The 23,315-nt window shown below is 73.3% G+C and carries 18 protein-coding genes and 2 tRNA genes; 5 read left to right on the top strand and 15 right to left on the bottom strand.

Annotation, left to right across the window (positions count from 1 at the left end):
• Positions 1-179: 179 nt before the first annotated feature.
• The 3 genes from ACRWND_RS14965 to lepA form a co-directional block, all read right to left on the bottom strand.
• The gene (locus ACRWND_RS14965; protein ID WP_431949316.1) at positions 180-2,057 is read right to left on the bottom strand and encodes an AMP-dependent synthetase/ligase; all 1,878 of its coding nucleotides are present in this window, start codon (positions 2,055-2,057) and stop codon (positions 180-182) included.
• A gap of 230 nt (positions 2,058-2,287) precedes the next feature.
• Positions 2,288-2,545: a hypothetical protein gene (locus ACRWND_RS14960; RefSeq protein WP_431949314.1), complete on the bottom strand. Its 258-nt coding sequence runs from the start codon at positions 2,543-2,545 to the stop codon at positions 2,288-2,290.
• A gap of 218 nt (positions 2,546-2,763) precedes the next feature.
• Positions 2,764-4,629, bottom strand: coding sequence for a translation elongation factor 4 (gene lepA / locus ACRWND_RS14955; protein WP_431949312.1), 1,866 nt, complete (start codon positions 4,627-4,629; stop codon positions 2,764-2,766).
• Between the two features lie 235 nt (positions 4,630-4,864).
• Between lepA and rpsT the strand changes: the two genes are divergently transcribed.
• Positions 4,865-5,131, top strand: coding sequence for a 30S ribosomal protein S20 (rpsT, locus tag ACRWND_RS14950; protein ID WP_319133817.1), 267 nt, complete (start codon positions 4,865-4,867; stop codon positions 5,129-5,131).
• A gap of 186 nt (positions 5,132-5,317) precedes the next feature.
• On the opposite strand, the gene holA is transcribed toward rpsT, so the two are convergent.
• On the bottom strand, positions 5,318-6,301 hold the full coding sequence (holA, locus tag ACRWND_RS14945) for a DNA polymerase III subunit delta (RefSeq protein ID WP_431949309.1): 984 nt from the start codon (positions 6,299-6,301) through the stop codon (positions 5,318-5,320).
• A gap of 40 nt (positions 6,302-6,341) precedes the next feature.
• Here holA and ACRWND_RS14940 point away from each other — a divergent pair, with 40 nt between their 5' ends.
• Together ACRWND_RS14940 and ACRWND_RS14935 are read left to right on the top strand one after the other, a co-directional pair.
• Positions 6,342-6,587, top strand: a complete 246-nt coding sequence (locus ACRWND_RS14940) for a hypothetical protein (protein ID WP_431949307.1) — start codon at positions 6,342-6,344, stop codon at positions 6,585-6,587.
• A 3-nt stretch (positions 6,588-6,590) separates the two neighbouring features.
• Complete coding sequence (locus ACRWND_RS14935; RefSeq protein ID WP_431949305.1) at positions 6,591-8,003, top strand: hypothetical protein; 1,413 nt, start codon at positions 6,591-6,593, stop codon at positions 8,001-8,003.
• On the opposite strand, the gene ACRWND_RS14930 is transcribed toward ACRWND_RS14935, so the two are convergent.
• The 7 genes from ACRWND_RS14930 to ACRWND_RS14900 form a co-directional block, all read right to left on the bottom strand.
• Entirely contained in the window at positions 7,969-8,232 is a 264-nt protein-coding gene (locus ACRWND_RS14930; protein WP_431949303.1) for a GlsB/YeaQ/YmgE family stress response membrane protein, read from the bottom strand. The genes ACRWND_RS14935 and ACRWND_RS14930 overlap by 35 nt on opposite strands.
• A 399-nt stretch (positions 8,233-8,631) precedes the next feature.
• A complete protein-coding gene (locus ACRWND_RS14925; protein ID WP_431949301.1) occupies positions 8,632-11,316 on the bottom strand; it encodes a ComEC/Rec2 family competence protein in 2,685 nt (894 codons plus the stop codon).
• Positions 11,313-12,026, bottom strand: a complete 714-nt coding sequence (locus ACRWND_RS14920) for a ComEA family DNA-binding protein (RefSeq protein WP_431949299.1) — start codon at positions 12,024-12,026, stop codon at positions 11,313-11,315. Before ACRWND_RS14920 ends, ACRWND_RS14925 begins: the two co-directional genes overlap by 4 nt.
• Positions 12,027-12,465: 439 nt before the next feature.
• Positions 12,466-13,311: a DegV family protein gene (locus ACRWND_RS14915; protein WP_431949297.1), complete on the bottom strand. Its 846-nt coding sequence runs from the start codon at positions 13,309-13,311 to the stop codon at positions 12,466-12,468.
• Between the two features lie 117 nt (positions 13,312-13,428).
• Positions 13,429-14,103, bottom strand: a complete 675-nt coding sequence (locus ACRWND_RS14910) for a hypothetical protein (RefSeq protein WP_431949295.1) — start codon at positions 14,101-14,103, stop codon at positions 13,429-13,431.
• A 350-nt stretch (positions 14,104-14,453) separates the two neighbouring features.
• Complete coding sequence (leuS, locus tag ACRWND_RS14905) at positions 14,454-17,318, bottom strand: leucine--tRNA ligase (RefSeq protein WP_431949293.1); 2,865 nt, start codon at positions 17,316-17,318, stop codon at positions 14,454-14,456.
• 682 nt (positions 17,319-18,000) lie between these two features.
• Positions 18,001-18,073: transfer RNA gene (locus tag ACRWND_RS14900), tRNA-Ala, on the bottom strand.
• A 151-nt stretch (positions 18,074-18,224) separates the two neighbouring features.
• Here ACRWND_RS14900 and ACRWND_RS14895 point away from each other — a divergent pair.
• Positions 18,225-19,508, top strand: coding sequence for a glycosyltransferase 87 family protein (locus tag ACRWND_RS14895; RefSeq protein ID WP_431949291.1), 1,284 nt, complete (start codon positions 18,225-18,227; stop codon positions 19,506-19,508).
• Between the two features lie 7 nt (positions 19,509-19,515).
• Here ACRWND_RS14895 and ACRWND_RS14890 read toward each other — a convergent pair whose 3' ends face one another.
• Positions 19,516-20,955 (bottom strand): MFS transporter, encoded by a 1,440-nt coding sequence (locus ACRWND_RS14890; protein WP_431949290.1) that lies wholly within the window; start codon positions 20,953-20,955, stop codon positions 19,516-19,518.
• A 102-nt stretch (positions 20,956-21,057) separates the two neighbouring features.
• Here ACRWND_RS14890 and ACRWND_RS14885 point away from each other — a divergent pair, with 102 nt between their 5' ends.
• Positions 21,058-21,978 (top strand): helix-turn-helix transcriptional regulator, encoded by a 921-nt coding sequence (locus ACRWND_RS14885; RefSeq protein ID WP_431949288.1) that lies wholly within the window; start codon positions 21,058-21,060, stop codon positions 21,976-21,978.
• A gap of 51 nt (positions 21,979-22,029) precedes the next feature.
• Here the strand turns inward: ACRWND_RS14885 and ACRWND_RS14880 are convergent.
• The 3 genes from ACRWND_RS14880 to rsfS all read right to left on the bottom strand — a co-directional run bounded on the left by ACRWND_RS14880 (position 22,030) and on the right by rsfS (position 23,314).
• Positions 22,030-22,102: transfer RNA gene (locus ACRWND_RS14880), tRNA-Ala, on the bottom strand.
• A 127-nt stretch (positions 22,103-22,229) separates the two neighbouring features.
• Positions 22,230-22,883, bottom strand: a complete 654-nt coding sequence (locus ACRWND_RS14875) for a histidine phosphatase family protein (protein WP_431949345.1) — start codon at positions 22,881-22,883, stop codon at positions 22,230-22,232.
• Positions 22,880-23,314 carry a ribosome silencing factor gene (rsfS, locus tag ACRWND_RS14870; RefSeq protein WP_431949344.1) on the bottom strand — a complete coding sequence of 145 codons (435 nt, stop codon included), beginning with the start codon at positions 23,312-23,314 and terminating at the stop codon, positions 22,880-22,882. The genes ACRWND_RS14875 and rsfS overlap by 4 nt, the downstream gene beginning before the upstream one ends.
• Position 23,315: the final 1 nt, after the last annotated feature.

Raw genomic sequence — 23,315 nt, 5'->3', positions numbered from 1 at the left:
GCGGGTCTCGCGCCTGTGCCGGGCCCGGCCGGGTCTTCGTCCCGGCGCACCGCACCCGCGGGGCGGCGGCCGCTCGCGGCGGGCGGCGCGGGCGGCGGCGATCCGGCGGGACCTCGCGGGCGTGGAACCCGCGCAATTCGATCGAGCCCGCGCGTGAGGCGCCGCCCGGCGCTCGCCGCTCAGTGTTCCCGCGTGCCGGCGTACATGTCGTCGATCAGGTCCTTGAACTCCCGCTCCACGACCGGCCGCTTGAGCTTCAGGCTCGGCGTGAGGTCGCCGTGCTCCACGTCCAGGTCGCGGGGCAGCACACGGAAGGTCTTGATCTGCTGCCAGCGCTGGAGGTCCTCGTTGACCCGCCGCACGTAACCGTCCATCAGGGCCCGCACCTGCTCGGAGCCGACGACCTCCGCGTAGGGCTTGCCCTCCAGCCCGTTCTCCCGCGCCCAGCCGAGGATCGCGGGCTCGTCGAGGGCGAAGAGGGCGGTGCAGAAGTTGCGGTCGGCGCCGATCACCAGGACGTTGCTGATGAACGGGCACGCCGCCTTGAACTGGCCCTCGACCGCGGCCGGCGCGATGTACTTGCCGTTGGAGTTCTTGATGATGTCCTTCTTGCGGTCGGTGATGGTGAGGTAGCCGTCCGCGGAGAGCTCCCCGATGTCACCGGTGTGGAACCAGCCGTCCGGCTCCAGAACTTCGACCGTCTTGTCGGGCAGCCCGTGGTAGCCCTCCATGATGCCGGGGCCGCGCAGCAGGATCTCCCCGTCCTCGGCGATGCGGACTTCGGTGCCGGGCAGCGGCTTGCCGACCGTGCCGGTCCGGTAGGCCTCGCCGGGGTTGACGAAACTGGCGGCGCTGGACTCGGTCAGGCCGTAGCCCTCCAGGATGTGGATGCCGGCGCCCGAGAAGAAGTAGCCGATCTCCGGGGAGAGGGCGGCGGAGCCGGAGACACAGGCGCGCAGTCTGCCGCCGAAGGCGTCGCGGAGCTTGGCGTACACCAGGCGGTCGGCGACCGCGTGCTGGGCGGACAGGCCGAAGGGGGCGCTCGCCTTGCCGGTGCGACGGCGGTTGTCCTGGGTGACCTTGGCGTACTCGCGGGCGACCTCGGCGGCCCACTTGAAGATCCGGTACTTGGCCGCACCGCCGGCGCGGGCCTTGGCGGCGACGCCGTTGTAGACCTTCTCGAAGATGCGCGGGACGGCGGCCATGTAGGTGGGCTGCACGACCGGCAGATTCTCGATGATCTTGTCGACGCGGCCGTCGACCGCGGTCACATGGCCGATGGTGATGTGCCCGGCGAGGAGCACCTTGCCGAAGACGTGCGCCAGCGGCAGCCAGAGGTACTGGATGTCGTCGGCCTGCAGCAGGCCGTTCGCCTGGATCGCCCTGGCCATGTACGCCCAGCAGTCGTGCGGCAGCCGCACGCCCTTGGGGCGGCCGGTCGTGCCGGACGTGTAGATGAGGGTGGCGAGCTGGTCCTTGGTGATCTCGCCCACGGCCTTGCGGACGGCCTCGGAGTTCTTCTCCAGGTAGACCTTGCCGCGCTGCTCCAACTGGGTCAGCGTCAGCGCCCAGCCGTCGTCCCCGACGTCGGCGCCTTCGGCGTCGACGACCACGACGTGGGCCAGGTCGGGCAGTTCGGCGCGGCGCCCGGCGACCTTGGCCAGTTGAGCGGCGTTCTCGGCGATCAGCACCCGGCTGCCGGAGTCGGCCAGGATGAAGGCCGTCTCGTCGGCGTTGGTCGTCGGGTAGACGGTGGTGGTCGCCGCACCGGCGCAGAGCACCCCGAGGTCGGCCAGGATCCACTCGACCCGGGTGGTGGAGGCGATCGCCACCCGCTCCTCTGGGCGTACGCCGAGGTCCATCAGGCCCGCGGCGACGGCGTGCACCCGCTCCGCGGCCTGCCGCCAGGTGAGCGACCGCCATGACTCGGCGCCCCCGTCCGCCGACGCCACCGGGAAGCGGTAGGCCTCGGCATCCGGCGTCTGCTCGACGCGCTCCAGGAACAGGTTCGCCACGGAGGGCGGCCGGTTCTCGATCAAAGTCTGCGTGTCGGTCACGACAACCTCCGGAGGCCCGCCTCTTTGCTGGGTGACTCGTGAGTAACCACCGAGTGGTGATCAGGGTAGGGAATCGACGCCCGCTTGGTAAGAGGCCGTAGCCGCGCGATGCGACCGCCACCACCTCATGTATGGCGAATACACATAACGGCGGGCTCCCGGAATCCGGGGAGCCCGCCTTCCGGTTACGGCTCCGGTCACCCACCGGCGGCCCACCGGGAGCCCGACGCTCAACCGCCGATCGGCAGACCGCCGATCATGTTCTTGTTCCCCCCAGCCCTTCCCGCGCCGCCGAGCAGCTCGCCCGTCTTGCCGGTGACCGCCTTCAGTCCGGTCCTGGCGACCTCGTCCTTGGCGTCCAGGATCTTCATCGGCCCGTTGCCGAGCGGGAGGGCCTCCTTGGCGAAGGCGGGGGACGCGGCGGCCCCGGCGGCGCCCAGCGCGATCACGGAACCGGCGACGACGGCCGCGGCCTTCGAGTACTTCACTTCACATTCCCCTTCCGCAGCGGCGCCTTTCGCCGCTGTCACAAGGAGTAACGTCGTGGACTCCCCGACAGAAACCGCGCGGGGCGGGGTTTTTGCCAATCACCCGAATGCCGTACCGCCGATACGAAAGGGCGCTTGCCCGATGATCGGACAAGCGCCCTTTCCGCGCGCCGCGCCAGGCCGTGCCGCCGGCCCGCGCACCCCGGCTTCCTCTGCCGCTACTTCTTCTTGGCCGCGCTCTCGTCGCTGGAGAGCACCGCGATGAAGGCCTCCTGCGGCACCTCCACGGAGCCGACCATCTTCATCCGCTTCTTGCCTTCCTTCTGCTTCTCCAGCAGCTTCCGCTTGCGGGAGATGTCGCCGCCGTAGCACTTGGCGAGGACGTCCTTGCGGATGGCGCGGATGGTCTCGCGGGCGATGACCCGCGAACCGATGGCGGCCTGCACCGGCACCTCGAAGCTCTGCCGCGGGATCAGCTCACGCAGCTTCGCCACCAGGCGCACGCCGTAGGCGTAGGCGTTGTCCTTGTGCGTGATCGCGGAGAACGCGTCGACCTTGTCGCCGTGCAGCAGGATGTCCACCTTGACCAGGCTGGAGGACTGCTCGCCGGTGGGCTCGTAGTCCAGCGACGCGTAGCCGCGCGTCTTGGACTTCAGCTGGTCGAAGAAGTCGAAGACGATCTCGGCGAGCGGCAGGGTGTAGCGGATCTCCACCCGGTCCTCGGAGAGGTAGTCCATGCCGAGCAGGGAACCGCGCCGGGTCTGGCAGAGCTCCATGATCGCGCCGATGAACTCCGTGGGCGCCAGGATCGTCGCCCGGACCACCGGCTCGTATACCTCGTCGATCTTGCCCTCGGGGAACTCGCTGGGGTTGGTGACGACGTGCTCCTTGCCGTCCTCCATCACCACCCGGTAGACCACGTTCGGCGCGGTCGCGATCAGGTCCAGCCCGAACTCGCGCTCCAGCCGCTCGCGGATCACGTCCAGGTGCAGCAGGCCGAGGAAGCCGACGCGGAAGCCGAATCCGAGGGCCGCCGAGGTCTCCGGCTCGTAGACCAGGGCCGCGTCGTTGAGCTGCAGCTTGTCCAGCGCGTCCCGCAGCTCCGGGTAGTCGGAGCCGTCCAGCGGATACAGGCCCGAGAACACCATGGGCTTGGGGTCCTTGTAGCCGCCCAGCGGCTCGGTGGCGCCCTTGGCCTGCTGGGTGATCGTGTCACCCACCTTGGACTGGCGGACGTCCTTCACACCCGTGATCAGGTAGCCCACCTCACCCACGCCGAGGCCGTCGGCCGGCAGCATCTCGGGCGAGTTGGTGCCGATCTCCAGCAGCTCGTGGGTCGCGCCGGTGGACATCATCTTGATCCGCTCGCGCTTGCTGAGCTGGCCGTCGACGACCCGGACGTAGGTGACGACACCGCGGTAGGAGTCGTACACCGAGTCGAAGATCATCGCGCGGGCGGGCGCGTCGGCGACGCCGACCGGGGCCGGGACGGTCTCCACCACGCGGTCCAGCAGCGCCTCGACGCCGAGGCCGGTCTTGGCCGAGACCCTGAGGACGTCCGAGGGGTCGCAGCCGATGAGGTTGGCCAGCTCCTCGGAGAACTTCTCGGGCTGCGCCGCCGGCAGGTCGATCTTGTTCAGCACCGGGACGATGGTGAGGTCGTTCTCCATCGCCAGGTAGAGGTTGGCCAGGGTCTGCGCCTCGATGCCCTGGGCGGCGTCGACCAGCAGGATCGTGCCCTCGCAGGCCGCGAGCGAACGGGAGACCTCATAGGTGAAGTCCACGTGCCCCGGGGTGTCGATCATGTTCAGGATGTGGGTCCTCCCCTGGCCGGCGCCCTCGGTGGGCGCCCAGGGCAGCCTGACGGCCTGGGACTTGATCGTGATGCCGCGCTCGCGCTCGATGTCCATCCGGTCGAGGTATTGGGCGCGCATCTGCCGCTGATCCACCACACCGGTGAGCTGGAGCATCCGGTCGGCAAGGGTCGACTTGCCGTGGTCGATGTGCGCGATGATGCAGAAATTGCGGATCAGCGCCGGGTCGGTACGGCTGGGCTCCGGCACGTTCGAAGGGGTCGCGGGCACGCAGGGTCCTGTCTCTTGAGGCGCCTGTCGCCTCTGGTCGGATCGATACGTATGGCTCCCATAGTCCCATGGCCGCGGCCCACGGCCGTGCCGGGCGGTGCGGGACGGGCCAAGACACCCCCCGCCGGCCACCGGTTTGGGCGGCACGCGGGCCGACTGCTAGCCTGGGCAGTCGCGTCTCGTGCCCTCTACCCGAGGCGCGGACCCCATCAGTCAAACCTGAAAAGGCTCTTTCGTGGCGAACATCAAGTCCCAGATCAAGCGCAACAAGACCAACGAGAAGGCGCGCCTGCGCAACAAGGCCGTCAAGTCCGAGCTCAAGACCGCCATCCGTCGCACCCGTGAGGCCGTGGCCGCCGGCGACGTCGAGAAGGCGACCGAGGCCGCGCGCCTCGCCTCCAAGAAGCTCGACAAGGCCGTGAGCAAGGGCGTCATCCACAAGAACCAGGCCGCCAACAAGAAGTCGGCGCTGGCGCTCAAGGTGGCCGGCCTCCAGGGCTGAACCTTCCCGTAGCGGTACCCGTCGGCGAGGACACAGCGGTCCCTCTCACCCGCTCCTCTATCGACATCCTTGATCTTCCGGCCGCACGCGGCCTGCGTTCGCCACGCGGGTGCGGCCTTCGAAGGGCCCCGTACCTCCCGGTGCGGGGCCCTTCGGCGTCTTCCGTGTGGCGGCGGGAGCCGTGGCTCAGCGGGCGCGTGCGGCCCGCGCGACGGCGACGACCGCCTTCTCCAGGGCATAGGCCGGGTCCGCGCTGCCGCCCTTGACCGCGGCGTCGGCCTCGGCGACCGCGCGCAGCGCGGCGGAGACGCCGTCACCGGACCAGCCGCGCATCTGCTGGCGGACGCGGTCGATCTTCCACGGCGGCATGCCCAGCTCCCGGGCCAGATCCCCCGGCCGCGCTCCGCGCGGGGCCGAGGCCAGCTTGCCGATGGCCCGCACGCCGGAGGCCAGGGCGAAGGTGATGCCGGGCAGCGGCTGGCCGACCGCGATGGCCCAGCGCAGCCGCTCCAGTGCCTCGGCGGCGCGGCCGGTCACCGCCAGGTCCGCGACCTCGAAGCCGGTGGCCTCGGCCCGTCCCGTGTAGTAACGCGCGACCACGGCCGCGTCGATCGCGCCCTCCACATCGGCGACGAGCTGGGCGCAGGCGCTCGCCAGCTCCCGCAGGTCGCTGCCGATGGCGTCCACCAGGGCCTGGCATGCCTCAGGGGTCGCGGCCCGGCCCAGCGTGCGGAACTCCTGACGTACGAAGGCCAGCCGGTCGGCGGGCTTGGTCATCTTCGGGCAGGCCACCTCGCGTGCGCCGGCCTTTCGCGCCGCGTCCAGCAGGCCCTTGCCCTTGGCGCCGCCCGCGTGCAGCAGGACGAGCGTGATCTCCTCCGCGGGGGCGTCCAGGTAGCTCTTGACGTCCTTGACGGTGTCCGCGGACAGATCCTGCGCGTTCCGTACGACCAGGACCTTGCGCTCGGCGAAGAGCGAAGGGCTGGTGAGCTCCGCCAGGGTGCCCGGCTGGAGGGCGTCCGGCGTGAGATCGCGCACATCGGTGTCGGCGTCGGCGGCGCGCGCCGCCTGCACGATTTCCCGTACCGCGCGGTCGAGGAGCAGGTCCTCCTGGCCCACCGCGAGCGTCACGGGGGCGAGTGGGCTGTCTGTCGTACTGTTCCTGGCCATCGCGGTCCAGCATCCCACGCGGGTCCGACACAATGTCCCGGTGACCGACGTCAGACATGTGCTCGTCCTCCCCGATCGCGATGCCGCAGAGGAGGCCGCCGACGAAGCCGCCGAGCGCTTCGACCTGCCCCACCGTCCCCAACTCGTCCGTGACGCCCTCGCCGGCGAGGACGACGCCGACGACGCCCAGTGGCTCGTCGTCATCGACGACGAGGACGAGGAACTGGACCCCACCGCCCTGAACGCCTTGGCGGAGGAGTTCGAGGGCTGGCTGGAGGAGGACTAGGCCGTGCCGCTGCGCGTTCCCGCCCAGCGCCGCCGCCCGCAGGAGGGAGGGGCGGAGCTCCCCGGGACGGCCGGGGCGCTCCCGGCCGTCCCGTTCAACCAGCGAGTACGCCTGCTGGTCGAGGCCGTCGACCAGCCCGACGAGCTCGCCCTGGCCCAGGGGCTGATGGAGGCGCGGGGCTGGGCGGTGCGCCGGGCCGGCCGTGAAGACGCACCGGCCACGGCGCGCGGCGGCCGCGTCGCGCTCGTCGTCGAGGTGCGCCTCAACGGCTCCCCCCGCTGGCGGGCCGAGAGGGCGGCGTGCGGGGCCGTGGAACGGCTGGCCAGGACCCACCAGCTGGGCGTGTGGGTCCGCGACGCTGCGTTGCTGCTCCGGCCGCCGGACGACCCGCGGACCGAGTACCGCGTGATCCGACGGTCAGGCGCGGGCGGCGGACGGCGCGAGCGGCTCGCCCGGCTGCGGGCCGCCCTCGGCGGGCGCGGCGCTCACCGGCTGCTGCGGCTGCCGGCCGGGCTGACCCGGGAGGCCGTCGAGCGGGAGCTCTCGGAACGCCCGCTGGGCGGCTCCGCGTTCGCCGCCGAGGTCCACGAACTGCGGCCCGCGCCGCCCGAGACGGCCGAGGCGGCGGCCGGACCGCGCCGTACGCCGTCGCGGGTGCGCGCGCTGCCCGCCCTGGTCTTCGCCGCGGCTGCGCTGCCGGCCTGGGCGGCCACCGGGGCGGGGACCGGGCTGCTGTGGTGGTCGCTGACCGCGGCGGGCCTGATCTGCGCGCCGGGCGTGTACTACGCCCTGCGCGACTCGTGGTTCTCACGCAACGCGGTCTGGCTCGTGCCGCTCGCCCTGCCCCTCGGGTGGTCCCTGGTGACCTGGCTCGGCCGGCTGATGCAGTCCGCCTACCTCGAACGGTTCGGCATCCCCTCCGGTTCGGTCCGCTCCGCCGGAGGCCTGTGGCCGTACGCGGCCGCCGCCGAACCGCTGGGGCTCGCGCTGGGGTTCGTCCTGTTCGCCACGGCGGTCGCCGGGTGGCTGCGGCACGTGCACATCGCCAAGGGCGACAACCGCCTCGCCCTGGTCACCGTCACCGTGCTCCTGTCCGCTGCCTTCGCGGCCACCGCGCTCCTCGCCGGCGCACGCGACGCCGACCACGCCGCCCGGGACGCGGCGACCGCCGCTGCCCGGGGGCAGGCGCCGAAGGGGTACTTCGGGGTGCGCGGCGCCCTGATGTGCGTGGTGCCCGTCGGCGAGGTTCCCGTGCCCGTGGAGAACGGCCCGGTGCTGTCCTTCGGCGCCTCGGGGGACTGGATCTGGCTGTGGGACCCGGACCGTGCCCAGGCCCTGTCCGTGCGTCGGGACGACGTGCGGTTGCTGCCCGCGCCCGAGGTCAGCGGGAGTCGCCGAACAGGATGCGGTAGATGATCAGGAGGACGAGCGCCCCGCCTATGGCCGCGCCCCATGTGGGCAGGTCGTAGAAGTCCTTGCTGACGGGGTGGTCGAGGAACTTCGCCGAGATCCAGCCGCCGACCACCGCACCCGCGATGCCGATCAGCGTCGTCCCGAGCAGTCCGCCCGGGTCCCTCCCCGGCAGCAGCAGCTTCGCGACGGCGCCCGCGACCAGGCCCAGGACGATCCAGCCGATGATGGTCATGCCGTCACCCTGCCACGGCCACGGTCCCCTCATGCGCGCCGGGACGAAGCCATGGACAAGCCGTGACACGGCGGTTGCACTTCCCGGCGGACTGCCGGTGCCGGGCATGCGGAGGCCCGCGGCGCGAAAACGGGGTGCGTCCGCCTCGGCGGTTGCCCAGGACGTGCGCGTCACGGTCCGAACCAGGAGGCCCCGTGGTGCGCCGCGCGCTCGCCCCGGCCCTTTCCCGCCGCCCGGCTACACCGGTACGTCGGCGTCGCCGTCGCGGCCCTCGGCTCGCACCACGGCCGGCACGGGAGCGTGCGGCCTGGCGCATGCCGCTGTGGCCGGCGGCGCCGCTGCTGCTGATCGTCGTGCCGGCGTACGGACTGACCCAGCAGACGGCGAAGGACCTGGTGATCACCGGTGCGATCGTCGTGGCCTCGCTCGCCTGACGGCTCTGCTGCCTCCGGCCCCGGCGGAGCACCCACTGGGTGATCGCGGTGCAGGATGAGGACAAGGACCTCGGGAACGTCTGAGCCGCCCGCCCCGGCCTCCCCGGGTCCCGCTCCGGCTGTGTCCGACGCTGGTGGCGGCACGTGTTCTCCGCCGCCCCCGGACGGCCCGCTCCGTGGCGGGCGACGGACCCGCCACGGCGGCCCGCAGCCCCGCCTCGTCGCCCAGGACGGCCACGGGTCCGTCCCGGTCGGTGCGCAGGACGGTCGAGCCGTGGGCGCGCAGCGCGGCGAGGGTGCGCGGCGACGGATGGCCGTAAGGGTTGCCCGCACCACAGCTCACCAGCGCCAGCCGGGGACGGATCCGGTCCAGGAGCGCCGGCTCCTGGTAGGCGGAGCCGTGGTGGGCGACCTTCAGGACGTCGACCCGCGAAAGGTCGGGGGCGGCCGCGAGGAGGGCGCGCTGGGCCGCGGGCTCCAGGTCGCCGAGGAGGAGGACGGTGAGGCCTGCCGTGCGGACGAGCAGGGTGACACTGGCGTCGTTGGGGTTGGCGCCGTCCAGGGCGGCGCCGTCGGCACCCGCCGGAAGCGGGGGCGCCGCGGGCCACAGCACCCGCCAGTCCAGTGAGCCCAGGCGGCGGCGCTCCCCGGGCGCCGCGCGCAGCACGGGGACGCGGGCGGCCGCGGCCTGGCGGCGTACGAACGCGGCCTGGTCGGGGGGATCGTCGAGGGTGGTGGTCTCGATCGCGCCCACGGAGCGGCCCCGCAGCACCCCGGGCAGTCCGGCGACATGGTCGGCGTGGAAGTGGGTGAGGACGAGCAGGGGCACCGTGGTGATCCGGAGGGAGCGCAGGCAGCGGTCGACGAGGCGGGGCTCCGGGCCGGTGTCCACCACGACGGCGGCGCCGTCGCCCGCCGAGAGCACCAGCGCGTCGCCCTGGCCCACGTCGCAGGCCACCAGCCGCCAGGCTGGTGGCGGCCAGCCGGTCACCGAGCGGGGCAGCGGCGCCGGACGCACGACGGCCAGCACGAGCAGCAGTGCCGCGGCGGCGCACAGCAAGGGTCGACGCAAAAGGCGGCGCCCTGCCACTACCACCGCCACGGTGACGGCTGCCAGCAGCAGGGCGCCCGCCCATGTGCCGGGCCAGTCGATCGTCGCCCCGGGCAGGGCGGCACCGCGCCGGGCCACCGCCGCGATCCAGCCGGCCGGCCAGGCCGCGACCCAGGCCAGGGCCTTGGCGGCGGGCATCGCGAACGGCGCCGCGGCCAGGGCGGCGAAGCCGAGGACGGTGGCGGGGCCCACGGCGAGTTCCGCCAGCAGGTTGCAGGGGACCGCGACCAGGCTGACGTGGGCGGCCAGCACCGCCACCACGGGGGCGCACACCGCCTGTGCGGCGGCCGCCGCTGCGAGGACCTCCGCAAGACGCGGCGGCACCCGCCGGCGCCGCAAGGCGGCGCTCCAGCGCGGCGCGAGAACGAGCAGCGCGCCGGTGGCCAGCGCGGACAGCGCGAAGCCGTACGAGCGGGCCAGCCAGGGGTCGTAGAGGAGCAGCAGCAGGGCCGCCCCGCACAGCGCGGGCAGCAGGCTGCGGCGGCGGCCCGTGCCGATGGCCAGGAGGGTGATCAGCCCGCAGGCGGCCGCGCGCAGCACGCTGGGGTCGGGTCGGCACACCACGACGAAGGCCGCGGTGAGTGCTCCTCCGAGCACGGCCGTGACGCGCAGCGGGAGGGCCAGTCTCGGCGCCAGGCCGCCCCGCTCGGCCCGCAGGGCGAGACCGGGCGGGCCGATCAGCAGGATCAGCACCAGGGAGAGATTGGAACCGCTGACCGCGGTCAGATGGGTCAGGTCGGTGGCCTCGAACGCCTCGTGCAGATCGACCGGGATACGGGAGGTGTCCCCGACGACCAGACCGGGCAGCAGGGCCCGGGCGTCGGGCGGCAGGCCCGCGGTGGCCTCGCGGAGCCCCTCGCGGAGCCCGCCGGCCACCCGCTGCGCGCGGCCCGGCGGCCCGACGACGCGGGGAGGGCCCCGGACTGACAGCACCGCGGCGATCCGGTCGCCCGGGCCGGCCGCCGGGGCGAGCCGCGCCTGCGCGTCGACACGGGTGCCGGGCAGCAAGGCGAGCCAGCTGCGCGCGGGTTGGCGGGCGATGAGCAGGACCGGCGTACGGACGTGGGCCGTTGTGCCCATCGCCGCCACGCGCACGGCCTCGGCCTCCACCAGCACCGCCTCCGGGGCCGCGGCGGCCCCTCGTACCTGCGGGCGGATCAGCCGGGGATCGGCGGTCAGTCGCAACTCGACTCGGACGTCGGCGTGTTCAGCAGCCAGGGCGGGCAGGGGGCCGCGGTGCAGGTCCGCGGCATGCAGCCCCGCCACGGCCGCCGACGCCATCGCGCAGAACGCCACGGTGGCCGCTGTCGCCCACCGGCGTGCCAGCGCCGCCAGCGCCGCCGGAACGGCCGCCGTGCACGCCCACGCCACAGCTCCCCCCGGCGCGGCGAGGGCGACACCCGCGGCGAGCCAGGCGGCGAGGACCGGTACGACCAGACGCAGATCCGGTGGGCCTTCCTGGCGCGGGTTCGACGCGCCCCTGGGGGACAGGGCGGCCGCGTGCACCGCCGGACGCGCCGTGGACGGCGGCCCACTCACGGGGTGACCAGCGGCTTGAGATCGGAGAACCGGCGGTCCCCGATGCCGTTGACATCCCGCAGTTGCTCCACGGAGGTGAACCCGCCGTGCCGCCCGCGGTAGTCGATGATGTGCCGGGCGAGCACCGGTCCCACACCGGGCAGGGCGTCCAACTGCTCGGGGGTTGCGGAGTTGAGACTGACCGGACCGCTCGCGGCGGTGGTCCCCCCGGCCCCGGCGGCGGGCGGTGGGGCGGGGCGGCCGACGACGATCTGCTCCCCGTCGGCCAGCAGACGGGCCAGATTCAGGGTGCCGGTGTCCGTGCCGGGCAGCGCTCCCCCGGCGGCGTCCACCGCGTCCGCAACGCGGGATCCCGTGGGCAGTCGGCGCAGCCCCGGCTTCCGGACCTTGCCCGCGACGTCCACGACCAGCACTGCCGGGGCCCCCGGCGCGGGACTGGGCGTCCGCGGCTCGGCCGCGGCGGAGCTCGTGGCGGCGGGCACTTCGGCGGCGGCCGGCAGCGCCCCGGTGACAGGGGGCACGGCGATCGTCCGCGGCCGGCCGGTCCAGTAGTGGTGCACCGCGAACACCAGGGCGACGAGGAGCACGACCGCGAGGGCGACCGCGGTCTTCGCCTCGATACCGCAGCGGACCGAGAACCAGGTGGGAAGGCGTTCGGTGAGGGCGAGGCGCCAGGCACCCGCGACGCGGCGCGCCGGCGGATCCGGCACGGCCCGTCGCCCAGGAGCCACCGTCGCCGAAGCCACCGCTGTAGCCGTCGGAGCCGCCGCAGCCCTTGCAGCCGGTCGCTCCGGCACCCCGGAAGGTTCCGGCGCCTCCCGTCGCGGGCGCTGACCCGGCCGTCCCGGCGGCTCCGGACGCCCTGGTCGTTCCAGCGGCGCCGGTCGTCCCGGAGGCTCGGGAACACCCCCTCGCGCGGGACGCGTAGGCGGACGCTCGAAGAGCGCGGCGGCGCGTTCCCGGATCGCTACGGGGCCCGGTACGGGGGCGGTTGCGCCGACGGTGGCAGACGGATGCCTGCGGTGGCGCGGAGTTGCGGTCGTCGATCCCATGTCAGGGACGGTAGGAGGTTCGCCGTCCGCAAGATGATCTTGGCCAAGTCCTGTGGACTACTCGCCCGTTGTGGATATCTCCGTCACCCGAAAGACGTCAGAGCGGGGAGACGACCGCCCCCAGCAATCCAGGCCCCGTGTGGGCGCCGATCACCGCGCCGACCTCGCTGACGATGAGGGTCTTGAGCCCGGGGACCCGCGCGCGCAGACGCTCCGCGAGAGCGGAGGCGCGATCGGCGGCGGCCAGGTGGTGGACGGCGATGTCCACCTGCCGGGTACCCGCCCGCTCGACGACGATCTCCTCCAGCCGCGCCAGGGCCTTGGAGGCCGTGCGGACCTTCTCCAGCAGCTGGATCCGACCCTCGTCCAGCTGCAGCAGCGGCTTCACCGCGAGCGCCGAGCCGAGCAACGCCTGGGCGGCGCCGATGCGGCCGCCCCGGCGCAGGTAGTCGAGGGTGTCCACGTAGAAGTACGCCGACGTGTCCGACGCGCGCTTCTCCGCGGCCGCCACGATCTCGTCCGCGGAACCGCCCGCCTCCGCCGCCTCCGCGGCGCTGAGCACCGGGAACCCGAGGGCCATGGCGACCATGGCGGTGTCCACCACGCGCACCGGCACCGGCGCGTCCGCACCCGCGAGCAGCGCGGCGTCGTAGGTGCCGGAGAACTCCGCCGACAGGTGCAGGGAGACGATCTCGGTGGCGCCCGACTGGGCCACCGCCCGGTAGGCGGCGGCGAATTCCTCGGGGCTCGGCCGTGACGTGGTGACGGGCTTGCGTCGTTGCAGGGCGCGGGCCACCGCCGGCGCCGACACCTCGGTGCCCTCTTCCAGCGCCTCGTCGCCGATCACCACCGTCAGGGGCACCACGGTGATCCGGTGCCGGCTCAAAGCCTCCTGCGGCAGGTAGGCCGTGGAATCGGTGACGATAGCGACATGGGACGACATGTGCGGGAGGTTACCCGCGCCAAAGGCCCGGCGACAGTACGGCCCGGCCGAGCCCGACCCGGGGGTGCGTCCCCGCGCCCGTGGCGGCCGTGACGCGTCCCCGCCGCGCGCGACCCGTCACAACGACTTGGGCGGCTGCCCGGCACCGGGCTCCGAGGTCCGCCGGCGCCACGTCCCCGGCCGGATGTTCGGTTCCACTGCCGCGTCCGGGGCAGGCCCTGGGCCCGGACCCGGCTCCGGGAGCGACGCGGGCGCCCAGTGCCGCAAGGCCCCTGCCTCCAGGTCGATGTCACGGCCCAGGGCCGCGAGGTCGTCGTCGGCGAAGTGGCGGGCACGGTCCTGGGCGGCCCAGCGCAGCGAGTCCGCGGAGTGGGTGATGCGCCGCGTGCGCTCCTCGAGTTCGCCGATCCGGGCGGCGATGCGGGCGCGGTCGGGCTCGCGCTCGAGCAGCCTCAGCTCCGCGTCGAGCTCCTGGGCGTGGGCGCGCAGCCGTCCGAGCAGGGCGACGGCCTCACTCAACGACGGGTCGACGGCGGCCTGTCCCTCCAGCGCCTCCCCCGTGCTCGTGACGGACGTACGCAGCGCCAGGCGCAGCTCGGCGAGCTTGCCGGCCGGCCCGGGCCGGCTGTAGCGGCGGGCCTTCAGACCGGTCTCCTCGACGACGCGACGGGCCTCGATGCTGGTGCGCTCCACCCCCCGCTTGACCGCCCGGACGGTCTTGACCGTGGCGACGACACCGAGCGTCACGAGGGAGGCGAAGAGCAGAAGGATCACGGCGACGGCGACATCCACGGCGGCTCCTCTGACAGCTCGGTCCCGGTCCGTCCGACCGGCCCCATCTCATGGATCAGCTGTATGCCCACCGTAAACGGACGGGGGCGGGCGAGGGTTCCGGGAGAACCCCTGCCCGCCCCTGGACCGCCGTCGGCGACCGCGCCCGGGCCCGGCGGGCGGAGCGGCGTCAGGCCGTCACACGGTCCCGCAATCGGCCCACCGGGTAGCCGTCCGCCACGCCGCCTGCGCCAGGCCGCCGCACCGCGAGGCCGTCACACCGCCGCACCACCGCGCCGCCACACCGCCGCACCGTCACACCGCCGCACCGTCACACCGCCGCACCACCGCACCACCGCGCCGCCGCACCGTCACGCGGGAACGATGTTCACCAGCTTCGGCGCCCGCACGATCACCTTGCGGACCCCCGCGCCGCCCAGCGCCGCCACGACCGCCGGGTCGGCCAGGGCCTGGGCTTCCAGGTCGGCGTCGGAGATCGTCGGCGACACCTCCAGGCGAGCCTTGATCTTGCCCTTGATCTGGACGACGCATGTGACGGTCTCGTCCACCACGTACGCCGGGTCGGCCACCGGCAGGTCCTCGTGCGCCAGTGACTGCTCGTGCCCCAGCCGCCGCCACAGCTCTTCGGCGATGTGCGGGGCCAGCGGCGCGATCAGCAGGACCAGGGACTCGGCCACCGAGCGCGACACCGGGCCGCCCGCCTTGGTCAGGTGGTTGTTCAGCTCCGTGATCTTGGCGATCGCGGTGTTGAAACGCAGACCCTCCAAGTCCTGGCGGACACCGTCGATCGCCTTGTGCAGGGCGCGCAGGGTCTCCTCGTCCGGCGCGTCGTCGGTCACCGTGACCTCGCCGGTCGCCTCGTCCACGACATTGCGCCACAGCCGTTGCAGCAGCCGGTACTGGCCGACGACGGCGCGGGTGTCCCACGGGCGGGAGACGTCCAGCGGGCCCATCGCCATCTCGTACAGGCGCAGGGTGTCGGCGCCGTACTCGGCGGCGATCTCGTCCGGGGTGACGGCGTTCTTCAGGGACTTGCCCATCTTGCCCAGCTCGCGCTTGACCTGCTCGCCGCCGTACCAGAAGGCGCCGTCCCTCTCCTCGACCTCGGCCGCCGGGACGGGGAAGCCGCGGCTGTCCCGGTACACGTAGGCCTGGATCATGCCCTGGTTGAACAGCTTGTGGAACGGCTCCGCGGACGAAACGTGCCCCAGGTCGAACAGCACCTTGGACCAGAAGCGCGCGTACAGCAGGTGCAGCACCGCGTGCTCGGCACCGCCGACGTACAGGTCGACGCCGCCGTGCGGCTGCCCCTCGCGCGGGCCCATCCAGTACCGCTCGATCTCGGGGTCGACCAGCTTGCGGTCGTTGTGCGGGTCCAGGTAGCGCAGCTCGTACCAGCAGGAGCCAGCCCAGTTGGGCATGGTGTTGGTCTCGCGGCGGTAGCGGCGCACGCCCTGGCCGTCGCCCAGGTCCAGCTCGACGTGGACCCACTCGTCGTTGCGGGACAGCGGGGTCTCGGGCTCGGTGTCCGCGTCGTCCGGGTCGAAGGTGCGCGGGGAGTAGTCCTCGACCTCCGGCAGCTCCAGCGGCAGCATCGACTCGGGCAGGGGGTGAGCCACGCCGTCCTCGTCGTAGACGATCGGGAAGGGCTCGCCCCAGTACCGCTGGCGGCTGAACAGCCAGTCGCGCAGGCGGTAGTTGATGGTTCCCTCGCCGATGCCGCGCTGCTCCAGGTACGCGATGACCTTGCGCTTGGCGTCGGCGACCTCCAGGCCGTTCAGGTCGATCTCGTCGTTGGCGGAGTTGATCGCCGGGCCCTGGCCGGTGTAGGCCTCGCCCTCCCAGCCCTCGGGCGGCTGGACGGTGCGGACGATGGGCAGGTCGAAGACGGTGGCGAACTCCCAGTCGCGCTCGTCCTGGCCGGGGACGGCCATGATGGCGCCGGTGCCGTAACCCATCAGGACGTAGTCGGCGACGAAGACGGGGATGCGGGTCCCGGTCAGCGGGTTCACCGCGTACGCGCCGCTGAAGACGCCGGTCTTGTTCTTGCCCTCGGTCTGCCGCTCGACGTCCGACTTCGCCTGGGCCTGCTTGCGGTACTCCGCGACGGCCTCGGCCGGAGTGGCCGCGCCGCCGGTCCAGGCGTCCTTGGTGCCCTCCGGCCAGGTGGCCGGCACCATGGTGTCGACCAGCGGGTGCTCGGGGGCCAGCACCATGTAGGTGGCGCCGAACAGGGTGTCCGGGCGGGTGGTGAAGACGGTGATCGGGGTGGCCTCCCGGCCATCGTGGACCTCGACCGCGAAGTCGACCTTGGCGCCCTCGGAGCGGCCGATCCAGTTGCGCTGCTGCAGCTTGATCGCCTCGGGCCAGTCCAGCGCGTCCAGATCGGTCAGCAGGCGGTCCGCGTAGGCGGTGATGCGCATCATCCACTGGCGCAGCTTGGCCTTGAAGACGGGGAAGTTCCCGCGCTCGGAGCGGCCGTCGGCCGTGACCTCCTCGTTGGCCAGCACGGTGCCGAGGCCGGGGCACCAGTTGACCGGGGACTCCGAGGCGTACGCCAGGCGGTATCCGCCCAGCACGTCGTCGCACTCGGCCGGGGTCAGCTCGGCCCAGGGGCGGCCGTCCGGGGTCGCCCGCTCACCCTTCTCGAACTGCTCGACCAGCTCCGCGATCGGGCGGGCGCGGTCGGCCTGCTCGTCGTACCAGGAGTTGAAGATCTGCAGGAAGATCCACTGCGTCCACTTGTAGTAGTCCGGGTCGATCGTGGCGAAGGACCGGCGCGGGTCGTGGCCCAGACCCAGCCGGCGCAGCTGGGCCCGCATGTTCTCCATGTTGGCCTCGGTGGACACCCGCGGGTGGGTGCCGGTCTGCACCGCGTACTGCTCGGCGGGCAGGCCGAAGGCGTCGAAGCCCAGGGTGTGCAGCACGTTGTGCCCGGTCATCCGCTGGAAGCGCGCGAAGACGTCGGTGGCGATGTAGCCCAGGGGGTGGCCGACGTGCAGTCCCGCACCCGAGGGGTACGGGAACATGTCCATGATGAATTTCTTGGACTTGACCAGCTCGCCGTCCCCGGCCAGGTCACCCGTGGGATTGGGCGCGGCGAAGGTCTGCTCCTGCTCCCAGAAGTCCTGCCAGCGGCTCTCGATGTCCGCGGCCAGGGCGGCCGTGTAGCGGTGGGGCGCAGCCGCCTCCGCGGCGGGGGTGGTCTCGCTCATCGTCCTTCGTACTCCATCGCTGTCATGACGGCCTGCGGCCCGGCCGCCGTACGGACGTCTGCCTGTGGAACCGCGGAGCCGCGGAACTGGGGAACTGCGGAACTGCGGAAACGAAAAAGCCCCTCGCACAGGAGGGGCGCCGCGCTGACATCGAACCTGGTCAGCGCGGCTTGCTAAGCAGAAGGCGTACGGCACGCATGGGCTCAGGTTACCCCAGAGCGGGATGGACCCGCACCGAGGTTCTCCCGGCGCGGGCCCGCGCGTGGACACCCGCGACGACCGGCGCGGACGGGAGGCGCCGCCGATCCGGCGGTCCTCGTGGTACGCGAGGGTCCGGCCGCCCAGGAGTGCGATGGAGGCGACCTGGACGCAGCCCGAGCGAACCGACGCCAACGCCTGCTCACCCAGGGGATCCACCGCGGTCACGGTGGCGCCGGCCACCCCGACATCGCCGGCACGCCCGTCCCTCCGCACCTGGACCCGGCAGCGCGGCGCGCGGGGGCCCCCTGTCCCGCTCTCGCGCTGGGCGTCGAGGACGGGCGGCACCACTGACCCCGGCCGCGCGGGGCCCCACCATCGTGAGGACCGGGCCCACAGCACACGCCGCCCACGCACCCGATCCGCCGCGGCGCAACGCGAAAGAGCCCGTCCGATCGGACGGGCTCTCATCACACTGCGGAAGTGGAGCTACGGGGATTCGAACCCCGGACCTCTTGCATGCCATGCAAGCGCTCTACCAACTGAGCTATAGCCCCGCGGTGCCGTTCTCCCGGGTTCCCCCGGCGACCTGGGATACATTACACGGCCCCCGGGCCGGTTCGCCAAATCGCTTCCTGCAGGTGCGCGCAGGGGCGCCCGGTAGGGTCGGCTGACCCACGTGCCGGAAGACAGACTGGAGAAGCCGCAGTGACCGCGACGCAGCCGATCGCCGACACCATGGCGCGCGGCCCCCGGGTCCGGCGGGCCACTGTGACGGCCGCTCTGGTGTGCCTGGTGTCCTTCGCGGCGTTCTGGGCCGCCCAGCGCGCGGCGCACGTGTCGCTGATCGACCTCACCGTCTACCGGGCCGAGGGCTGGTCGGTGCGCAACGGGGGCGACCTGTACGCGATGCGGGTCACCCACGCTCAGCTGCCCAACACCTACCCGCCGTTCGCGGCGCTGCTCTTCACGTCCCTGACCCTGCTCGGCCCGGGTGCCGCCCGGATCGCGGCGACCGCCGCCAACCTGGGCCTGCTGGTCGTCCTGGCCCATCTGTCGCTCCGGCTGGCCGGGCTGCCGCGGCGGCTGCCCCCGGCGGCCGCCGCGTTGGGCGTCGCGGCGGCCGCGGTGTGGTGCGAGCCGGTCTGGACGACACTGCGGTACGGGCAGATCAATCTGCTGCTCGCGGTGCTCGTGCTGGGCGACCTCACCCGGCGCCGGAGCAGGGCCGCAGGTGTCGGCATCGGCGTCGCGGCGGGGATCAAGCTGACCCCGCTGCTCTTCGTGGTTTTCCTGGCGGTCGGCGGGGCGGTGGTCGCCTGGCGGCGGCGCGAGCGCTGGAACTCGTGGCTGCGGACGGCCGCTGTGGCCTCCGTCACCTTTGCCGCGACCATCGGCCTTTCCGCGCTCGTCCTGCCAAGCGACACCCGGCGCTTCTGGACGCAGGTCGTGGTCTCCGCCGACCGCGCCGGCAACGGCGAGGACACCGCCAACCAGTCGCTGCGCGGCGTCCTGGCCCGCGCCCTGCACACCGGCGACCCCGGCGCGTGGTGGCTCCTCGCGGCCGCCCTGGTGGCCGTCGCCGGCCTGGCCGTCGCCACCGCGCACCTGGCGGCCGGGGAGCCCGCCTGGGCCGTCCTGTCGTGCGCCGTCACGGCGCTGCTGGTCAGCCCCGTCTCGTGGTCGCACCACTGGGTCTGGGCGGTCCCCCTGGTCGTCCTGCTGGCCGGCCGGGCCCTGCGGGCGAGCCGCCCCGCGCGCTGGTGGGCGGGCGCGGCCGCGGCCGCCCTCCTCTTCTGCTCGTACGCCCTCTGGCTCACCCCGCACGGCGACGGCGTCGCACGACCCGAACTCCACCAGTCCGTGGGGCAGATGGCCCTCTCCGCGGTCTATCCGGCCGCCGGGGCCGCTTTCCTGTGCCTGTCGGCCGCCGTCGCCGTCACCCGGCGCGGCCCGCTCGCCGGGCGCGACACCTCCGAGGCGGCCGCCTGAGCGGCGTTCAGGCCGTCCGCCGCCGCATCGCGGCCACGAGCACGCCTGCCGCCGCGGTGGCCGCCAGCGCGGCGGAGGTGACCGCGACGGCGTGCGCGGAGGAGTGGCCGGCGGTCAGCCGGCCCAGGAACAGGGTGCCGAAGGTGGCGACCCCGATCAGCTGGCCGAGCTGGCTGACGGTGGCCAGCAGCCCGCTGGCGTCCGCGGCGTCCTCGGGGCGGACCTGGCCGAGGGCGAGCGTCAACGTAGGGCTGAAGGAGGCCCCCAGGCCGAGACCCACGCCGAACAGGGCTGCCAGGAGAGCCGCTTCATGCTGCTGTCCCCCGCCCAGCAGCATGCCGATCGCCGCCAAGGACACCCCGGCCACGGCGAGTCCGCCCGGCGCGAGCCACGGCAGGACGCGCGGGGGCAGCCGGCGCCAGGCGAGGCCGGTGCCGCCGAAGGAGACGGCCACCGCGCTGAAGGTGAGCCCGGTGTACAGGGCGCTGAGGCCGAGCCCGCTCTGCAGGTGGAGCGCGATGGCGAACAGCAGGCCGGCGATGAGGACCATGGAGACCCCGATGACGGCGACGGAACGGAGCATGCCGGGTGCCCGCAGGACCCGCGCGGAGACCAGCGGCGCACCACCGCGCCGGGTGAGCCGCGCCTCCAGCAGGGCGAAGACCGCGCACAGCACGGCGCTGAGGCCGAGGCAGACCCAGCCCCACAGCGGCCAGCCCTCCTCCTGCCCCAGCACCAAGGGCACGGTGAGCAGGGTCACGGCCGCGCCGAGGGTGACCAGCCCGGGCAGGTCGAGACCGCGGCGGCGCCCGGCGGCGGGCTCCGCGTCGCGTGGAACGGCCCGCGGGGCCAGGACGAGCAGGACGAGACCGATGGGGACGTTCACGAGGAAGGCCGGACGCCACCCCGTGCCGAAGAGGTCGGCGCTGACGATCAGCCCGCCCAGGCACTGCCCGGCCGCGGCGCCGGTGGCCTGGACCGCCGCGTAGACGCCGAGGGCGCGCACCCGCCGCTCACCGGTGAAGTTGCGCTGGATGAGGCTGAGCACCTGCGGGATCATCAGCGCGGACCCGGCCCCCTGGATCAGCCGGAACGCGGTCAACTGCCCCGTCGATCCCGCGAGTCCGCAGGCCAGGGAGGCGGCGGTGAAGACGGTGAGCCCGGCCAGGAAGGCCCTGCGGTGGCCCCACAGGTCGCCGGCCCGGGCACCGGTGATGAGCAGGACGGCATAGGAGATGGTGTAGCCGGCCACGACCATCTGCAGCCCGGCGCCGGACGCGTGCAGGTCGGTGCGGATGGTGGGTGCGGCCACATTGACGATGAAGACGTCGAGCAGGGCCATGAACTGACCGGTCAACAGGACGCCGAGCAGCTGTCCGGCCCGCGGTCCGCGCCGGCCCGGAGGGCCGGCCGGGGCGCGTCGTGCGGTAATGGTGGGATTCGCCATGGAACGAGGCTGCGGGCGGGCCGCTACCGGTAACGAGAGCCCCTGGATGCTGGTACTGACAGCACCTGGCAGCACTGCGCCGGCGGGCGCAGGATGGGGCGCATGGCCGTCGTCACGTCCCCGCGCCGCAACGAGCTCGCCGCCTTCCTGCGCAGCCGCCGCGCGCGCATCCGGCCGGAGGACGTCGGCATGCCGCCCGGGCCGCGCCGCCGTACGCCGGGCCTGCGGCGGGAGGAGGTCGCGCTGCTCGCCGGGGTGGGGGTGACCTGGTACACGTGGCTGGAGCAGGGCCGGCCCATCAACGCCAGTGTCCAGGTGCTGGACGCGGTGGCGCGCACCCTGCGGCTGGACGTGGCCGAACGCGGGCACCTGTACCGGCTGGCGGGCGTGCCCTTCGTCCAGGAGCCGGTCTGCGACGCCGAGGCGGTGGGCGACGAGGTGCGGGGCATCGTCGACTCCGTCGACCCGCTCGCGGCGGTGGTCTACAACGCCCGTTACGACGTGCTGGCCTACAACGCCGGTTACCGCCTGCTCTTCCCCCAGGTGCACGTCGCCTCCCGCGCCGACCGCAACGCGCTGCTGCACCTGTTCGCCGGACCGACGTGCTGCTCGGCCTTCGCCGACGGGGAGGACGAGCTGCCCAGGCTGGTCGCGCAACTGCGCGCCTCGTACGGCCGGCATGTGGGCGAGCCGGCCTGGGAGTCGTTCGTCGAGCGGCTGGCGCGGCGAAGCCCCCGGTTCGCGCGGATGTGGGCGAGCGGCGACGTGGCGGCTCCCCAGCAGCGGATCAAGGTGATCCGGCACGCCTCGGTCGGCAGCATCCGGGTGACGTCGACCTCACTGGGGATCGAATCGATGCCGGAGCACCGGATCGTGGTCTACACGCCGGCGGACGATCAGAGCCGGGAGCTGACGGCCCGGCTCCGGGAACTGGACGACCCGCTGGTGGGCTGCCCCCGGCACGCCCGCCCGCTGTCGGTGCTCGCCGCGGACCAGCGGGCGGGCGCCGTACGGAACGGGTGAAACGCGCGAATCCCGCCTCCCCTGGGAGGGAGACGGGATCCTGTGTCGCTGTGGAGCTACGGGGATTCGAACCCCGGACCTCTTGCATGCCATGCAAGCGCTCTACCAACTGAGCTATAGCCCCGCTGTCCTCGGGCTTTCCGCCCGGCGAACGAGAAGAAGCTTAGCCGGTCAGGGCCGGAATCCTGAAATCGGCTGCGGTTTCGGCCCCGACCCGGCCCCCCGGCCCCGTCAATCGTCGTCAGCCGTCGTCAGTCGTCGTCGCCGAGCACCGGCTCGGGAAGGGTCCCGGCGTTGTGCTCCAGCAGCCGCCAGCCTCGGGCGCCCTCGCCGAGGATCGACCAGCAGGTGTTGGACAGCCCGCCGAGCGCCTCCCAGCTGCGCGGATCCAGACCGAGCAGACGGCCGATGGTGGTGCGGATGGCGCCGCCGTGGCTGACGACCACCAGCACACCGCCGTCGGGCAGCTTGTCGGCCGCGGCGAGCACCACGGGGGCGGCCCGTTCAGCGACCTCGGTCTCCAGCTCGCCGCCGCCGCGCCGCACGGGCTCGCCCCGTTTCCAGGCCGCGTACTCCTCGCCGTACCGCTCGGTGATCTCCTCGTGGGTCAGGCCCTGCCAGACCCCCGCGTAGGTCTCCCGCAGCCCCTCGTCGTACGAGACGTCCAGGCCCGTGACCGCGGCCAGCTCGGCGGCGGTGTCGGCGGCGCGCTGCAGGTCGGAGGAGACGATCGCGTCCGGTCGCAGCGCGGCCAGCAGCCGTGCGGCACGCTTGGCCTGGGCGACACCGGTGGAGGTCAGGGGGATGTCCGTGGTGCCCTGGAAGCGGCCCTCGAGGTTCCAGGAGGTCTGGCCGTGCCGCCAGAAGACGACGCGGCGGCCGCGACCCCGTACGTGCCCGTTCAGTTCAGCCCGCCCTCGTCGGCGGCCTCGATGGCGCGCGCGTGCTCCTCGCCCTTGCCGCGGGTGGCGGCGGCGTCCTCGTGCAGCTCCAGTTCGGGGCAGTCCTTCCACAGCCGCTCCAGCGCGTAGAAGACCCGCTCCTCCGCGTGCTGGACGTGGACCACGATGTCGACGTAGTCGAGCAGGACCCAGCGGCCCTCACGTTCGCCCTCGCGGCGCACCGGCTTGACGCCGAGCTCCTTCTGCAGCCGCTCCTCGACCTCGTCGACGATGGCCTTCACCTGGCGGTCGTTGGGCGCGGAGGCCAGCAGGAACGCGTCGGTGATGGAGAGGACGTCGCTGACGTCATAGGCGATGATGTCGTGCGCGAGCTTGTCGGCTGCCGCCTGGGCGGCGGTCTGGATGAGCTCGATGGAGCGGTCCGTGGCGGTCACT

The organism is Actinacidiphila sp. bgisy167, from assembly GCF_965342175.1.
GTDB lineage: Bacteria > Actinomycetota > Actinomycetes > Streptomycetales > Streptomycetaceae > Actinacidiphila.
The sequence above is the reverse complement of the archived record's forward strand: the minus strand, read 5'-3'. Positions and strand labels throughout refer to the sequence as shown.

Coding starts and splice junctions, on each gene's coding strand:
- ACRWND_RS14930 (WP_431949303.1), bottom strand. CDS start 8,232: ATGACCATCATCGGCTGGATCGTCCTGGGCCTGGTCGCGGGCGCCGTC.
- leuS (WP_431949293.1), bottom strand. CDS start 17,318: ATGAGCGAGACCACCCCCGCCGCGGAGGCGGCTGCGCCCCACCGCTAC.
- ACRWND_RS14885 (WP_431949288.1), top strand. CDS start 21,058: ATGGCCGTCGTCACGTCCCCGCGCCGCAACGAGCTCGCCGCCTTCCTG.
- ACRWND_RS14915 (WP_431949297.1), bottom strand. CDS start 13,311: ATGTCGTCCCATGTCGCTATCGTCACCGATTCCACGGCCTACCTGCCG.
- ACRWND_RS14890 (WP_431949290.1), bottom strand. CDS start 20,955: ATGGCGAATCCCACCATTACCGCACGACGCGCCCCGGCCGGCCCTCCG.
- holA (WP_431949309.1), bottom strand. CDS start 6,301: ATGGCCAGGAACAGTACGACAGACAGCCCACTCGCCCCCGTGACGCTC.